Annotated in this window: 12 protein-coding genes; 7 read left to right on the top strand and 5 right to left on the bottom strand. The window is 57.3% G+C overall.

Features of this window, described 5'->3' with window-relative positions:
• Positions 1-4 precede the first annotated feature (4 nt).
• The 5 genes from POR16_RS20945 to POR16_RS20925 are packed head-to-tail and all read right to left on the bottom strand — an operon-like array spanning position 5 to position 5,423.
• Positions 5-1,198: an aminotransferase class I/II-fold pyridoxal phosphate-dependent enzyme gene (locus tag POR16_RS20945; RefSeq protein WP_053932063.1), complete on the bottom strand. Its 1,194-nt coding sequence runs from the start codon at positions 1,196-1,198 to the stop codon at positions 5-7.
• Complete coding sequence (locus POR16_RS20940) at positions 1,195-2,025, bottom strand: 2,3,4,5-tetrahydropyridine-2,6-dicarboxylate N-succinyltransferase (RefSeq protein ID WP_122235536.1); 831 nt, start codon at positions 2,023-2,025, stop codon at positions 1,195-1,197. Before POR16_RS20940 ends, POR16_RS20945 begins: the two co-directional genes overlap by 4 nt.
• On the bottom strand, positions 2,026-3,285 hold the full coding sequence (locus tag POR16_RS20935; RefSeq protein ID WP_005895302.1) for a diaminopimelate decarboxylase: 1,260 nt from the start codon (positions 3,283-3,285) through the stop codon (positions 2,026-2,028).
• Between the two features lie 34 nt (positions 3,286-3,319).
• Positions 3,320-4,015 (bottom strand): class I SAM-dependent methyltransferase, encoded by a 696-nt coding sequence (locus POR16_RS20930; RefSeq protein WP_005895304.1) that lies wholly within the window; start codon positions 4,013-4,015, stop codon positions 3,320-3,322.
• 16 nt (positions 4,016-4,031) lie between these two features.
• Positions 4,032-5,423 (bottom strand): hypothetical protein, encoded by a 1,392-nt coding sequence (locus POR16_RS20925; RefSeq protein WP_147460275.1) that lies wholly within the window; start codon positions 5,421-5,423, stop codon positions 4,032-4,034.
• Between the two features lie 889 nt (positions 5,424-6,312).
• On the opposite strand from POR16_RS20925, the gene asnB reads away from it, so the two are divergent.
• The 7 genes from asnB to POR16_RS20890 all read left to right on the top strand — a co-directional run bounded on the left by asnB (position 6,313) and on the right by POR16_RS20890 (position 15,228).
• Positions 6,313-8,178: an asparagine synthase (glutamine-hydrolyzing) gene (asnB, locus tag POR16_RS20920; RefSeq protein ID WP_005895308.1), complete on the top strand. Its 1,866-nt coding sequence runs from the start codon at positions 6,313-6,315 to the stop codon at positions 8,176-8,178.
• Positions 8,179-8,226: 48 nt separating this feature from the next.
• On the top strand, positions 8,227-9,090 hold the full coding sequence (locus tag POR16_RS20915) for a TauD/TfdA dioxygenase family protein (RefSeq protein WP_005895310.1): 864 nt from the start codon (positions 8,227-8,229) through the stop codon (positions 9,088-9,090).
• Positions 9,087-11,171, top strand: a complete 2,085-nt coding sequence (locus POR16_RS20910; RefSeq protein WP_005895312.1) for a GNAT family N-acetyltransferase — start codon at positions 9,087-9,089, stop codon at positions 11,169-11,171. Before POR16_RS20915 ends, POR16_RS20910 begins: the two co-directional genes overlap by 4 nt.
• A complete protein-coding gene (locus tag POR16_RS20905) occupies positions 11,158-12,120 on the top strand; it encodes a DMT family transporter (RefSeq protein ID WP_005895314.1) in 963 nt (320 codons plus the stop codon). The genes POR16_RS20910 and POR16_RS20905 overlap by 14 nt, the downstream gene beginning before the upstream one ends.
• The gene (locus tag POR16_RS20900; protein ID WP_005895316.1) at positions 12,117-13,376 is read left to right on the top strand and encodes an ATP-grasp domain-containing protein; all 1,260 of its coding nucleotides are present in this window, start codon (positions 12,117-12,119) and stop codon (positions 13,374-13,376) included. The genes POR16_RS20905 and POR16_RS20900 overlap by 4 nt, the downstream gene beginning before the upstream one ends.
• 104 nt (positions 13,377-13,480) lie before the next feature.
• A complete protein-coding gene (locus POR16_RS20895; RefSeq protein ID WP_005895318.1) occupies positions 13,481-14,782 on the top strand; it encodes an MFS transporter in 1,302 nt (433 codons plus the stop codon).
• Positions 14,783-14,841: 59 nt separating this feature from the next.
• A complete protein-coding gene (locus tag POR16_RS20890) occupies positions 14,842-15,228 on the top strand; it encodes a DUF3742 family protein (RefSeq protein ID WP_005895321.1) in 387 nt (128 codons plus the stop codon).
• Positions 15,229-15,245: the final 17 nt, after the last annotated feature.

Genomic DNA, 15,245 nt, shown 5'->3' with positions numbered 1-15,245 from the left:
AAGCTCAAGTCTGCGCAGCCTCAAGGCCGGTTAGCTCCGCCCTGAGGCGCAGCAGTGCCTCACTCATGATCGATTGTTGATGAACTAGAGCGAGGCGCACGAAGCCATTTCCGGGGTTGCTGCCGTTGCTGTCGGCATGACACAAATAGCGTCCGGGCATCACGCGCAAACCCTGCTTAGTCCATAACCGGCGCGCTGCATCCTCGCCATCTGCGACGGCCAGCCAGAGGAAAAAACCGGCTTCGGCGCGCTGATAGCCAGGCACTTGGGCGAGGCAATTATCGGCCATGTCCCAGTTGCGTTTCAGCGCCTGCGTTTGCTTCTGCACATGTGCGTCGTCCTGCCACAGAGCGGCCGAGGCCGCGCACGTCGGCCAGGCGAGTGACACCCCGCAGGAGCGATTGAAATTGGCGTAGTCAGCAACACTCAGTGGGTCGCCGGCAATAAAACCGCTGCGCAAACCCGGCGCGGCAGAGCGCTTCGACAGGCTGTGTAGCACCACGAACGGGCAGGGCGCGACTGTACCTGCCTCGACTAGACTGAGATAGCCTGGCGGCGCTGAATGCCAGACCAGGTCCGTGTAGCACTCATCGACCAGCAAGCTGGCCTGAGCCAGGTGTGCCTGGCGGCTGATGGCCGCCAGCGTATCGGCGGCGAGAATTTTGCCCAGCGGATTGCCGGGGTTGCACAGCACTAGTGCCGCGACGCTGTCGCCGGCTAATGCCAGTTGGACGACAAGATTCGCCTCCAGTTGCCCATTGCTCAGATCGTAGAACAAGGTCCGCGCGCCTGCGGCTTCGGTTGCCGCGACATACGTGGGATAGAAGGGGTTGGGCAACACAACCACCGGCGTCGCGACGCCCCGTGCCCGCGCCCGGGTGACCGCGAGGGCGATGCACGTGGCGATCGCCTGCTTGGTCCCCGGGGTGGGTTCGATGGCAATCGAGTTGCCGAGGCTGGCGGCGATGCCAAAGCGTCGCTGCAGCCAGTGACTGTAGGCCTCGCGTAGTTGCGTCGTCGCGGCCAGCGGCGGATAGCGGGTCCAGTCATAGAGTTCAGACAACGGTTCCAGCAGCGATATCGGGTCCCCCAGTCGACTTTCGCCCAAGTGCAGGGCGATGACCGGCAAGCCTGGCGCGGGCGGTAGGTCATCAAGCAGGCCTTGCAGCCTGACGAAAGCATTGCCTGCGGCGTTCATCGGCTTAGCGCTCGGACCAGGTCGTTGAGCGCAGTTTTCGAACGCGTGCGCTCATCGACGTATTTCACGATCACCGCACAGGCCAGCGACACGCCCGGCAGTTTCGGGTCGGCACGATTGCCGGCAATCACCACCGCATTGGCCGGCACCTCGCCGAAGCGCATTTCGCCACTCGCGCGGTCGATGATCGGCGTCGAAGCACCGAGGTAGACCCCCATGCCAATCACCGCTCCGCTGCGCACGATGACGCCTTCGGCGACCTCGCTGCGGGCACCGATGAAAACGTTGTCTTCAATGACTACGGGGTTGTCGCCGATGGGCTCGAGTACGCCGCCCAAGCCTACGCCACCGGAGATATGGCAGCGTGAGCCGACCTGGGCACAGGAGCCGACCGTCGACCAGGTATCGATCATTGTGCCTTCGCCGACGTACGCGCCAATGTTGATGAAGCACGGCATCAGTACGGCGCCCGGGGCGATGTACGCACCGGCCCGGACTACGGCGCCGGGGACCACGCGGATGCAAGCGTCACGAAACGCGGCGTCGTCCCATTGTTCAAATTTTAGGGGTAGTTTGTCGTAGCTTTTCGGCCGCCCGGGGTTGGTTTCGCCCACGGTATTTTCGCGGGTTAGAAAGGACAGCAGAATCAGCTTCTTGACGAAGGTATCGCAGACCCACTGTCCTTCCTGCGCACGTGCTGCGCGGAGTTCGCCACGCTCCAGAGCTGCGAGGCCGGTTTCGATCGACGGCACCAGAGCCGACAGTTCTTCCGTCGTCAGCTGCGTACGCCGCTCGAACGCTTCTTCAATCAATGCACGGTTACTCATTTAACGCACCTGGTGGGGGTTGAAGACGTCAACGGGTTGCCATTGAATCGGGCCGGTATGATCATCAAAGGTCTCGGCCCGACGGATTTCAACGATATCGCCATCGTCGGTCAGCATCAGTTCTGCCGGACGCAACCGGCCATTGTAGGTAAAGCCCATGGCATGACCATGGGCACCTGTATCATGGATCAATGCGAGGTCGCCGATTAGCGGGCTCGGCAGTGGGCGATCCACGGCAAACTTGTCAAAGTTCTCGCACAGTGCGCCGACCACATCGAACACGCCTTCGGGGCGTTGATCGGCGAAGGGCAGCGTCAGGTGGTGGTAGGCGCCATACAGTCCCGGGCGCATGAGCGCCGACATCGATGCATCGAGGCCGACGATTTCCCGCCCTTTGCTGCAACGGTTGATGACCCGAGACACAAGCACCCCGTGCGGGCCGCTGATGTAACGGCCTAACTCCATCAGCAGCTTGGGGGTGTTGTGTGGGAATGCCTGTTTCAACGCGCGTTTCAGCGCATCGGCATACGCTGTGAGATCAAGAGCCTGGTCGTCGATCCGGTAGGGAATGCCTAGGCCACCGCCGATATTGATGTATTCGAGTTCGATGCTTGCCTCGCGGGCCACTCGCGCCCCAACCTCGATGACTTGCACGCCGGCCTGCACGGCGGCCTCCAGTGATAGCTCGTTGGCGCACATCATGCCGTGGATACCAAAACGTCGGGCACCGCGATCCCATGCCTCGCGATAGCTCTGAACTAGTTCGGCCTCGGGAATGCCGAATTTTGATTGCTGGGCATTGCCCATCTGTGACGACCGGGCAATGACGCCATGGGGCGACACCCGAAAGGCAACGATATCCGGCAAGGCTACCACTTGCTCAAGCATGCTTCGGTCGTCGAACGTAATCAGGGCACCTGCCTGCAGTGCCATCTGGTATTCGCTGAGTGACGTGTTGTTGGAGGTGAAAACAATGTCGTCACCCCGCGCGCCCAGTCGTTTGGCAAGCATCAGTTCGACCGGCGACGAGCAGTCCAGCCCGCTGCCCTCCTTGAGCAGCAGGGATAGGATGGCCGGAGTAGGTAGCGCCTTTACCGCGAAGTACTGACGAAACGCGCTGTCGGCGAAGGCTTGCGCCACGTGTCGATGAGTCTGGACGATGGCGCGCTCGTCATAAATATGAAAGGGCGTCGGGTATGTATTCGTCAGCTCATCAAGTATGGGGAACAAACGTCGGGCGAAGCTTTCGGATATTGGCACGGCGGTTTCTCCTCGCGGCGCAGGCGTGATTGACTCAGGGCACTAGTGCGACGCAAAGGGTTCGATTGCGCAGGCCACTGATCGGGCGTGTGTAAGGGAAGTAGTATGACTCTTCGATCTTGAAGCCAGCCTCAGTCAGCGCATCACGCAGGTAGTCTCTGGATATGAACCAGAAGCCGTCGACTTTATCGTGGGCGGCAAAGAGAGCCTCTGGATCGCGAGGCGAGTCGTTGGAGAAAACTAGAGTTGTGCCGGATTCTAGATTCAGCTCCTTGAGTTTTTCGAAAGTTGGCTTGAGCTCTAACTCTGGATGGAACAAGTGGCCGAGCAAACCGTCTGCGTAGACCGACTTGACGCCAGCGAGAGCGCCGGGCTCGAGTTCGAAGAAATCGGCTGTGTACGCATCCACTCCTTTTTTCCGGCTCAGCGCAACTGCTTCATCGTTGAAGTCGATAGCCAGCACGCGACGTTTGGCTTGCACCAGATCGCCCTCGACAAAACCATTACCGCAGCCAATGGAGAAAATTATCGCGCCTTCCTCTGTGAGGGACTTGAGCTTGAGCCCCAGATGCGAGCGATATTCTTGGCTGTAGGTAGATGGCGTGATGGAGTCGTTGAACGCTCCACCCTGTTCCCAGATCTCGTATATCGTGGCATCGCTGTCGCCAAACCGGCGGGTGGTGCCGTAGTAGTCTTCGACCTGTTTGAGGTCCTGTATCGAATTGTTCATCTCTGTCTCTCCTTGTCTAGAGGCGGGCTTGCGCGCAAGTTGCGTCGCAGTCCGTTGGTACACGCACAGGTTCTTGCACGTATTCGATTGACTGTGCGGGCGAATTGGCCAGCGCAGTGACCAGTGGCTGCAACGGCTGCAGCCGTGCTGGTCCGTAAAACTGGTAGAAGGCGACAGCAGCCTCAGGATTGCCCGCGAGCAGGGCGTCGGCTAAAACTCGTGCTAGCGAGCGCAAGCCAGCGAGCAAGGCGCCATGATCGACCAGCAGTTTTACGGGTTGATCACCTCCATGCTGCAGAGTCAGAGCTCCGAGCTGGACGAAATAAGATAATTGCAGGTACATCCCGTCGCAATCGGGGAAAAGCCCGAGCCCCCGGTTCAGGTAACGCAAGCACTCACCCAGGTAGTATTCGAGTACCTGCTCGAGCGGGATCTGCAGCGCGGGCGCCCAGACTTGGGCAAGGACCAGGATGCCGAAAACATCCGCCGCGACTTCTTGCAACACCACCGAGGTCCAGCGATTGGCGCTGTTCAAAGGCGAGTAGGTGGTTTCTTGGCGATAGATAAAATGGCCGAGTTCGTGGCTGAGCACTCCAAGTGTCGGGATGCGGCGCAGAGGCTTGCTCGTCACGTTATAGTCGGTTCCTGTCGACAGGAACTGCCGTGCCAGCGGCGTAGCTAGGCACTCGACCATCGCTGCATGGGTGTTGGCAAAGTAATAAGTCTTCTTGAACTGCGAGCGTTTTACGCCTTCATCTTCCGGGAGGAAGTACGCGATATGTTTGGGATGAAGGTTGCCTTCGCCGGCCATGAAAAACAGGTCTGTGGCGGCGAAAGCGGGCACATCGCCCAACCGCAATTGGGTATGCAGACTCTTAAGGTAAGCGGGCACTTGATCCACCAGCGCCATAGCCTGCTCCACGTCCTGTTGCCTGTCCTTATTGAGCTGGCAACCGAAGGCGCTTGGCAATCCTCCCGTCTGCTTGCCATACCAGGTTGCGAGCTGGCCGGCGACCAGTGTGACCTCTTCTTGTAGGCCTGCTAGCGTCTTGAGTATTTCGTTGTCGTAGCCGTCGTCAATAGCCTTGGCCCTAAGTAGCAGTGCCTGGCGATCATGCGGCCGCTCCAGATCGTCGCCTAGCTCGCGCAGTGCATGTGCCACGGCGCTTGGATCGCTGAAGCGGGTCCGCTCTGATACGCCGTGAAGCTTGGCATCGCGCCATTGCTCTTCAATCGCGGTCCTTAGAGCGTCCAGGCGTTGTTGCCAGGCCCCGCCTAGGCTAGGGTTGGCTGGTGTTAGATCGAGCGAAGTTATGTTGTAACTGTCAAATGGGGGCCAGAACATGTTGCGATAACCACGGTAAGTGGTGGCTCTGGCAAGGTTGCCCGAATAGTCGAACCGATTCACGCTCATAATTCCCTCTACGCTACGTGCTGAAGTCTGGAGACGCACACTTTTCCATCCGGCAGGCTCGGGGGCACGCGTCTACTTGAATGCCGACGCACATGCTCATTAATGCTGGCAACGATACAGATAAACGATATACGCACATTAAGTAGGCATGACGTTTGCTTATTAGCTGAAGGCAGTCACGCCTGCACTAGCTCCCGATGCAAAAAAATCAGGGCAGCACAGAATCGATGACCGCTAGATGATGTGCAGATAACTATCCATATACATTCCTTTACTCATATTCCATATGAAGGTGTGGCACACTGGTCACCACGCTGCTTATCAAAATCATAACAGCGATTTTTTTTCTACGACAAGTAGGAAAACAAAAAAAATGCAGAGAGTCGTGTGTGCTTTGAAAAATTTTTGAAAAAAGTCTTTAAATATTATGGGGTTGTGCGGCTTATAATATTTTCTTTGGGTACGTCAGATCTGGCAGTCTAAGCCTTACTACGTTCCCGCCTATTAATTCGTGAGTATGTCATGTGACATGCTATATTTCGAAAAGACATCGCTTTTAATATGTCAAAAAGATATCAATCCACACCTGGTGATCTGTTTTGGTGCGCAATTAAATCTAGCGCGCCATTTTGGTGCGCTTCTTGTGAGGATAGATTTGTGCTTATAACTTTAAATAATAAATCGCTTTGATTCAGTTATTTTAGACTTTCAACGAGACGCTTGTCATGAGTGTATGGCTTGATGTAGCTTGTACTCGGCTGAAGAGATAGATTAAAAATAAGAGACTATCTGTTTCGGCCCTTAGGCCTCGAACATTGGTATACATGGAAACGGTCGCGCCAATAAAGGCGTTGCCCGGTAGATAATTCGAAAGGAGGGTCATATGAGTGGCATGGCCGGTTGGGTAGACCTGCGTCACGGTGTTGGGCAACAAGCGAATCTGCCTCATTCGAAGGTTACCAAGGTTATCTTGGATATGATCGCTGCCATAGCTGGGCGTGGTCCCGACGGGAAAGCGGTTTGGCTCGGCCCGGATCTTGCGCTGGGACACTGCCGCACAGTTGCTTCACGCTACGACTTCAATGAACAGCCTTGGGTCGGCGAGATTCGCGGCGCTACGGTTGCCATAATGTATACCGGTCAGATATACAACATGGGGCAATTGCAGCAGGAGCTCGCCAGCTTTGGGCCAGCGCCGGACCGCTGGTCTTATGCCGAGATCATTCGACGCGCCTATGCGCACTGGGGAACAGGCTTCGTTCAGCACCTCGAGGGTATGTTCGCTATTGCCCTTTGGGATGGACAGAAACGCGAGTTGCTGCTGGCCCGTGATCGCCTTGGCCTGCAACCGCTTTATTACACTTTGACCGACGGCGGAATCATCTTCGCCAGTGTGCCTACGGCTATTCAGGCCCATCCTCAATTTACCGCTAAGCTCGACAGGAGTGCGTTGGCGATCGTGCTGCAGCCGCGTATGGCAATGCCCGGCGAAACTCCATTGAAGGGGCTGCACGAACTTCCACCGGCTAATGTTTTGAGCTTCAGTAAGCGCGGCCACACGCAGGTGCGCTACTGGCAGCTGGAGAGTGCGCCGCATACCGATAACTTCGAGCAGACCTCAGACCATGTGCGCGCGTTGCTTGAAGGAGTTGTGGCGCGCCAGCTTGAGCATCAAGTGCCATCCGCGGCTATGCTATCTGGAGGCATCGATTCTACGTCGGTTGCCGCTTTGGTGATGAAACAACTGGCGACTCGAGGCGCGGGTCCGGCGCTGGATACGTTTTGCCTGAAATTCGACACCGATGAAGACGCCTTCACCTCAAGTGAGCTGCGGCCAGACATCGATGCACCTTTCGCTGCACTGGCGGCTGAGTACATGGGCACCCGTCATACCACGCTTAGCGCTACCATGCAGGATTTGCTTAATGTGATTCCGGCAACGCGTACTGCCCGCGGCTTACCCGGCTGGGGCCAGTTTGACGCGTCTATGTATCTACTATTCGAGCGCATGCGAGACAATTTTTCGGTGGCATTGACCGGTGAGGCCGCCGACGAGATCTTCGGTGGCTACCCCTACTACTTCAAGCCTGAGTTATTGGCCCGTGCACAGTTCCCATGGTTGGGTGATGGTCCGAAGCTGGCCGACTATCTATCGCCGGCCCTGATAACTGCACAACAGGTGGCAGAGGACGAGCGTGCCCGCTATGACTACTGGCTTAGTCAAGTGCCGCGTCTGCCAGGAGAGAGTGGTGAAGCGGCTCGCATGCGCGAGGTTCTGTTCCTTGGCATGTCTGGGCCTTTATCGGTGATCCTTGATCGTAAGGAGCGCATGAGCATGTCCCAAGGCTTGGAAGTGCGGGTGCCATTCTGTGATCCAGAATTGATCCAGTATGTATGGAACGTACCGTGGGAAATGAAATCCCAGGGTGGGGTTAAAGGTCTTCTAAAATCTGCGATGCGCGACATCCTGCCGCCGACCACGTTGTCACGCAAAAAAAGCGCCTACCCGCACATTCAGGATACCGAGTACGACCGAGTGCTAATCAGCGAAGCACGCTGGATCGCGACTGACCCGAAATCTCCGATTGGCTGGATGTTTGACACCCCGCGCCTAAGTGCACTAATCGAGCAGATTGCGGCCAATCAGCTCAACGCGTCGATGCTGCCGGGCGGTGCCAGCCCGGCGCATCTGTTGATCCAGTTGGTGGAGATGCACCGCTGGATAGTGGATAACCAGGTCGCGGTGTAAGGCACGGTCAGCACGGAAATCTGGCCTTAGATAAATCAAGGAGGCGGTATGCTTGAGCTCGTTCCCATTACCAATTTGATCGGCACGGAAGTCCGTGGCATTGATGTGAATTCCAAACTCAGTGATGACGTCATAGAAGCACTTTACGAAGCCTGGATTAGCAGCACCATCCTGTTGTTTCGCGGGCAGTCCATGACTCCTGATCAACAGCTGAAATTCAGTCGTAATTTCGGCGAGCTTGTGAGCTATACACGCTCGCAGTTCAGCGAAAAGACTCAGCCGGAAATCCTCATTTTGTCGAACATTACGAAGGACGGGAAGCTGATCGGCTCCCCCGTTAGTGGTCGTGTTTGGCATACCGACGGACACTATTTGGAGGTGCCGCCAGCAGGGTCGATGCTACACGCGCTGGAAATTCCGCCGGAGGGTGGCGATACTTGGTTCGCCAACATGTTTGCCGCATATGAGGCGCTGCCCGAGTCGGTTAAGCAGCGCATCGACGACCTCAAGGTAATCATCAGTCGGACCCAGTCGCGGCCCTACAACTATCCCGACCGACCGGCGCCATCTGCGCAGGAACTGGCCGAATGGGTCGACGTGGCGCAACCGTTGGTGCGTCGACATGAGGTCAGTGGGCGCAAGGCGCTTTATGCTGGCGGTAATGTGCCATGGCGTATTGAAGGATTGCCGCTTGAGGAAAGTGCGCCACTTATCACATTCCTCCAAGAGTTTTCGGTGCAGCCGCAATTTACCTACCGACACCGCTGGGTGCCAGGCGACATCATCCTCTGGGACAACCGCAGCGCCATGCACAAAGCTACGGTGTACGACGATAAATATCGTCGTCTGTTGCATCGCACCACCATTGGTGCCCGTGCCACCGAGTCTCGGTACAGGAAGCGCCAGGCATGAGCGATTATGACTACATTATTGTCGGCGCAGGTGCCGCTGGCTGTGTGCTAGCGGCACGCTTGAGTGAAAATCCGGATATCCAGGTGCTGCTGCTCGAAGCCGGTGCTGAACGTCGCAGTCCTTTATTATCTATACCCGTAGGCGAAGTCCTGTTGATGGGCAATCCGAAGTACGACTGGTGCTTCGAAACCCGGCCGGATCCGACGTTGGGCGGGCGCCGTCTGCAGATTCCGCGGGGGCGCCTGCTGGGCGGCTCAAACCTTATTAACGGTATGATTTTCGTCCGTGGCCAGCGTGCGGATTATGACGAGTGGGCAAGCCAAGGGAATGCGGGCTGGGCTTGGGATGAGGTACTGCCGTATTTCAAGCGCCTGGAAACCAGTGTCGATGTGCACGGCGAAACCCGTGGCCAGGACGGACCGATCCATGTGGCGCTGCCCCGTGAGCGTGACGAACTGTGCGACGCCTTTCTTGCTGCTGCTGGCGAAGCCGGGCACCTGCGCAATCCCGATTATAACAGCGGCGAGCAGGAAGGTTTCGGCTATTATCAAGTAAATCATGATCAGGGGCGGCGCTCATCGGCTTATGGTCGATACCTGCTGCCCGCGCGCAAGCGCGCAAACCTTACGGTTGTAACCGAGGCGCCAGTACAGAAACTGCGCCTTGAAGGCGAACGCTGCATAGGCGTGGATTATCTTTCCGGCACATTGCAGTTCGCTAGGGCTAGGCGTGAAGTTATCCTAAGTGCGGGGGTGATCCAGTCGCCGCAACTCCTGGAACTTTCGGGAATTGGTGCACCTGCGGTGCTGGAAAAGGCGGGTGTGGCGGTGCAGCATGTGCTGCCCGGCGTCGGTGAGAACTTTCGCGATCACTTCGCCTCTCGGTTGAAGTGGCGCATTCGCCAGAAGATCACCTTCAACGAACGCACGCGTGGCTTCGCCTTGTTCAAGGAAGTCCTGCACTACCTAGCGCGCCGTCGTGGCGTGCTGAGCCTGCCAATTGCTCTGGGGCATGGCTTCGTTAAATCCCGCGAGCAAGAGCCGCGGCCCGATTTGCAGTTCCATTTCGCCCCGGCCAGTTATGGTCCCGGTTCCAGTCGTCGGCTGGACACGTTGCCCGGCATGACCGTGGGATTGTATCCGCTACGACCGGAATCCACTGGTAGCATCCACATCCGTTCTAGCGATCCGGCGGTTGCGCCTGTCATTGAGTCCCGGTTTCTAGAACATGAGGATGATCAGCGGCGGATGATTGCGGGAATGCGCATTCTAAGGGAGATCGCCGCGCAACCGGCATTGCGAGCCTACTGCGACCACGAGTTGTCGCCGGGACCCGAGGTCGAGTCAGACGAAGAGTTGCTGGAGTTTGCCCGCACCCAAGGCGATACCTCTTACCACCCGGTCGGCACCTGTCGCATGGGAAAGGATGAGCTGGCCGTAGTCGATCAGCGTCTGCGTGTGCGTGGCCTCCGAGGTCTGCGGGTGATCGACGCATCGATAATGCCTACGATGGTCTCGGGCAACACCAACGCAGCGTCCCTGATGATCGCTGAGAAAGGCGCGGATATGGTGCTACAGGATTATGCATCGTCGTCAGTGTCTAGGCAGGAGCTATTTAGCATCGTTGAAGGCGATCCAGAGGAGCAGCAGGTCGCATCACTGCTGCAACGATCGGAAGATTACGCACGCTCGCTGTATCCCGCTGAAAGTGTGCACATGCTCGACGTAGCGCAGCTCAAGGCGCCGGGTGTCAGCTTCTTAGTCGCGCGCGAGTTTAATAGCGGCGAGGTGCTCGGCTGCGGTGCGGTGGTGAGCATCGGCAATGGCGAGGCAGAGCTCAAGCGTATGTTCGTTGCCGACAACGCGCGCCGTCGTGGAGTTGGTGTGCGCTTGCTCAAGAGTCTGGAGCATCTTGCTCGGCGCAACGGTGCCAGAACACTGCTGCTGGAAACCGGTGTAAGTCAGCCTGAGGCGATTTCGCTCTATCGTGGCGCGGGTTTTCGTGATCGTGGTCCCTTCGCCGATTATCAAGAAGACCCGCTGAGCGTATTTATGGAGAAGACCATCGATGAACAAGCCTGAAGCAAGCCTGATCGGCCCCGTTACACCGGTCAGCCGCTGGGTCGGGCGGGCGGGGATTTTGTATGTAGCAGCGTTCTTAGTGCTGGCTAACGCGAACGCCGTCTTCTCCGGCAACCTGCTACAGCAGCTGCATCCGTTCACCTTCCTGTTCTGGAGTTTCGTCATAACCAGCGGTTTCTTTCTGACTCGCTTGTTGCTCAGTTCCGGTACTAGTGGGCTGGCGATCGAAGGCCGCGCCGCAGGCCCGCTAACCGTTCTGAATTTCACCAGTGCCCTGAACTGGATCGGTTATTTCTATGCCTTGCGCTATATTGAACCGGCGATCGTCAGCGCAATTATGGGCGGACTTGGCCCGGTGAGTACGATCCTCCTAGAGCGGGTGGTGCGTCGAAGACAGCTGCCGCTTTACACCTACGCTGTGGCGGCAGGTATCCTATCCGGTACGGCATTACTGGCATGGGCGTCTTTGGTGGGGCTGGCGGGAATTCGTCCGATCAATTTCAGTGATACCCTGATCGGCCTCGCTGCGGCGGCGGCCGGTGGTGCATCTCAAGCACTGAATACCATCGCGACTAAGCAACTGGGTGAGCGCAGTTGGACCGCCACGCGAATCATGGCCCACCGTTTCTACCTACTTATCATTGTCGCCGCAGCTCTAACCTATAGCGGCCCAGGCTTTGCGATCGCCTCCAGCACGCAAGTCGGTGGCTTGGCAATTGCGACCCTGCTCGGCGTGATCATTCCATTGTGGTTACTGCAGCGTGGCATCCTGCTTTCGGAACCCTTCACCGTGGCAGCGCTGCTCGCGTGGGCACCGTTGCTCACTTACGTCTTTCAAGTATTCGATGCGCGAATCCAGTGGTCAATGACTTCTGCGTTGGGCTGCTCCGTGATCGCTTTGGTCACGGTGTTTGGCACATGGATGAAATTCAAAGGAGACAGAAAATGACGCAAACCAAGGAAAATATTCTGGTGGTAGTCGATGGTTATTCATCGGGCTCTCAACTACCGACGCTGATGGCCGAGTCCGGCTGGAAGTGCGTGCACGTGAGCAGTTCGGCCAACCCGCCGGAATACTATCTGCGCACTTATCACAAGGATGAGTACATCGCGCACTTCGAGTATCAAGGTGACATACAGTCGCTGGCCTCCGCCGTGGAAGCCTGGCATCCGGCGGCGGTACTGCCGGGGACCGAGAGCGGGGTGATAGTCGCCGACCTTTTGGCCGCAGCCCTTCAACTGCCCGGCAACGACCCGTCGACCAGTCTGGCCCGACGTGACAAATACACAATGCACGAGAGCTTAAAGGCTGTCGGCCTTCGCAGCATGGATCATTTTCTGGCTGTTGACCGCGATGCCCTGAGCGCGTGGGCCGAGCGCGGCTCTTGGCCGGTGGTGATCAAGCCACAAGCCAGTGCAGGTACCGACTCGGTGACTTTTTGTGCCGATCAGCGCGAGCTGCTCGAAAGCTTCGACAAGCTGTTCGGCACCGTCAATCAATTGGGTGAACGCAACAACGCGGTCCTAGCGCAGCGCTTGCTGGTCGGTCCGGAGTATTTTATCAATGGCGTCAGCGGCCATGGCAAGCATTTGATTACTGAAATCTGGCGCGCCGACAAGCTGCCAGCACCAGACGGTGGATGGATTTATGACCGTGCCGTGCTGTTTGATCCTACTTCGCCAGAAATGCAGGAAATCGTCAGGTATGTGCACGGTGTGCTGGACGCCTTGGGCATCCGTTACGGGGCCAACCACACCGAATTGATCGTGACTGCCGACGGCCCGACACTGATCGAGTGTGCCTCGCGTTTGTCCGGCGGATTGCATCGTCCGGCGGCCAACTATGCGGTCGGCGCCAGCCAGCTGGATCTGGTGGGCAAGCTGGTCAGGGAAGGGGAGTCGGCAATCGATGACATTCTCCAGACCTGGCAACCCCACCGCTATGCGCTGTGGCAGGTGCAGTTCATCTCCAACCATGAAGGCGTAGTCGCGCGCTCTTCGTACGACGAATTGCTCAAGACGCTAAAAAGCAATGCTTGGCTTCAGCGTGCGCCGAAAGAAGGCGACACTGTGGTCAAGACGGTAGACCTGTTTTCCAGTCCCGGTATTGTGTTCATGAGTCATGCCGACGGCAATGTTCTGCATGACGACTACCGGACCGTCCGGGAGTGGGAGAGCACCTCGCGCCTGTTCAGCGTCCAGTAGCCTTTTGAAGGTAACTGCGCATCGGGCCTGCTGAAGGGCCCGGTACGCCACCATATTCAAACCCCGTACTAAGGGTTTCGCGTCTACGTCTGGAAATCATCGCCATGAAGCCAATGGATTCGCAGCGGCAGCAGCGCAGGATGCTGCTGGCCGTAGGTATAGGCACGACCCTGGAGTGGTTCGACTTCACTTTGTTCGCGATCTTTTCTCTGCACATCGCCAAGACGTTCTTCCCGGCCCAGGATCAATTGATGTCGCTGCTGGCCACCTTTGTCACGCTAGCGGTGGGCTTCGTTGCGCGACCGCTGGGTGCGTTTCTCATTGGTCGCTATGCCGATCGTCATGGGCGCAAGAAAGCGCTGATTTTGACCATGAACATGATGGCCGCCGGCACCGTGATGATTGCTCTCTGTCCCGGCTACAGCATGCTGGGCTATGGCGCTACGGTGCTGCTGGTGGTGGCGCGGATCGTTCAGGGCCTGGCGGCGGGGGGCGAAATCGGCAGTGCGCTGGCCTACCTGTGCGAGTCGGCACCGGTTTCGCGCAGGGGCTTTTTTACCTCCTTCCAGCAAGTCGCGCAGGCGGGTTCCTTTTTGCTCTGCGGCTTGTTCGCGAGCATCCTGGCAGCGGTGCTGACGCCTGAACAGCTCGGCAGTTGGGGCTGGCGTATTCCGTTTGTCCTTGGCGTGTTCATCTATTTGGTGGGTGTCTATGTGCGCCGCACCATCAACGAGAGCCATGCGTTCCAGGCCCATGCCCGCGAGGGTGTAGAGGTGCCCGCCCGGGAAATCCTTCGGCACTGGCGCAGCCTTGTCCTAGGAATCGGCTTTGTTGCCTTGTGGACGGTATGCACCCAACTGATCAATTTCATGCCGGCCTACGCCCAAGCCATGCTTAACTTGGATGCAGGGAAAGCCTATTACGGGATCACCCTGGTCGGTTTCATCACCTTGCTCAGCCCGTTGGGCGGCTGGCTGTCGGATCGTTGGGGGCGATATAACGTCATGCTGCTCGGCGCGCTGGGGGTATTGATCCTGGCGTACCCGGCATTTCTGGCACTCAAGCACAATCCGCAGGACATAGGCTTGATGTTGCTGCAAGCCGGGCTTGCTGTGTTGATGGTGTTGTACGCCGGCCCGGCGTCGGCAGCGCTCGCCGAACTATTCCCGGTGGCAGTGCGCTCGACGGGCATCAGCGTGGCCTACGCCAGTTCCGTGTGTTTGTTCGGCAGTTTCACACCAACGCTGGTGACTTTGCTCTACCGCTATACCGGTGACCCGATGATGGCCGCGTATTATTTGCTGGCAGCTGCGCTGGTTAGCTTTTTGGCTTTAATGATAGCGCGTCAGTCGCAGGTTTCATTCGTCGGCAGGTTGATTTCTAAAGGGAAGCAGGTTGAGTATTAGGGTGGATAAGTCTATAAGTGATGTCAGAGCGACATGTTTGAGTGAGTCACGAGGTGGCTATGAGCACAAACGCTAAATCAGACGGCGGTACCGCAATGCGGGTCGGGCAAAGCCTGGGACGTGGGGTGGCTGCAGTTTTGCGCTTGGAAAAAGCGTTGTGGTTATCGCTGAGTAGTGCGGGTATTTCTAAAATGATTGTGAGCCCTGTGAAGTGGGTCGTCCGATTGGCTATGATCGGGTTCATGGCTTTTTTTGCTGCGTGGGGATTACTGTACGTTTTGGGAGTGATCGCGATAGTCGCACTTGCAATTGGAGTGATGAATACTTCAACCAAAGGCGATACTTTGAGCCATTATCTTGCGGAAGAAGAGCTGCCCTATGGGATGGAGTCCAATGCCTTCGGACAGACCAAGGGGTGGTTTGATTCTGATAGTGAGTACAAATAAAAAAGACCGGCTTTTGC

Origin of the sequence: Pseudomonas coronafaciens pv. oryzae str. 1_6, assembly GCF_000156995.2 — a bacterium.
Lineage (GTDB): Bacteria > Pseudomonadota > Gammaproteobacteria > Pseudomonadales > Pseudomonadaceae > Aquipseudomonas > Aquipseudomonas tremae.
Note: the sequence above shows the minus strand (reverse complement) of the source record. Positions and strands in the feature narration are given on the sequence as shown.

Excerpts from the sequence above, each read along its gene's own strand:
- POR16_RS20915 (WP_005895310.1), top strand. The coding sequence starts at position 8,227 with ATGCTTGAGCTCGTTCCCATTACCAATTTGATCGGCACGGAAGTCCGT.
- POR16_RS20930 (WP_005895304.1), bottom strand. The coding sequence starts at position 4,015 with ATGAACAATTCGATACAGGACCTCAAACAGGTCGAAGACTACTACGGC.
- POR16_RS20905 (WP_005895314.1), top strand. The coding sequence starts at position 11,158 with ATGAACAAGCCTGAAGCAAGCCTGATCGGCCCCGTTACACCGGTCAGC.
- POR16_RS20900 (WP_005895316.1), top strand. The coding sequence starts at position 12,117 with ATGACGCAAACCAAGGAAAATATTCTGGTGGTAGTCGATGGTTATTCA.
- asnB (WP_005895308.1), top strand. The coding sequence starts at position 6,313 with ATGAGTGGCATGGCCGGTTGGGTAGACCTGCGTCACGGTGTTGGGCAA.
- POR16_RS20895 (WP_005895318.1), top strand. The coding sequence starts at position 13,481 with ATGAAGCCAATGGATTCGCAGCGGCAGCAGCGCAGGATGCTGCTGGCC.
- POR16_RS20910 (WP_005895312.1), top strand. The coding sequence starts at position 9,087 with ATGAGCGATTATGACTACATTATTGTCGGCGCAGGTGCCGCTGGCTGT.
- POR16_RS20945 (WP_053932063.1), bottom strand. The coding sequence starts at position 1,198 with ATGAACGCCGCAGGCAATGCTTTCGTCAGGCTGCAAGGCCTGCTTGAT.
- POR16_RS20890 (WP_005895321.1), top strand. The coding sequence starts at position 14,842 with ATGAGCACAAACGCTAAATCAGACGGCGGTACCGCAATGCGGGTCGGG.
- POR16_RS20940 (WP_122235536.1), bottom strand. The coding sequence starts at position 2,025 with ATGAGTAACCGTGCATTGATTGAAGAAGCGTTCGAGCGGCGTACGCAG.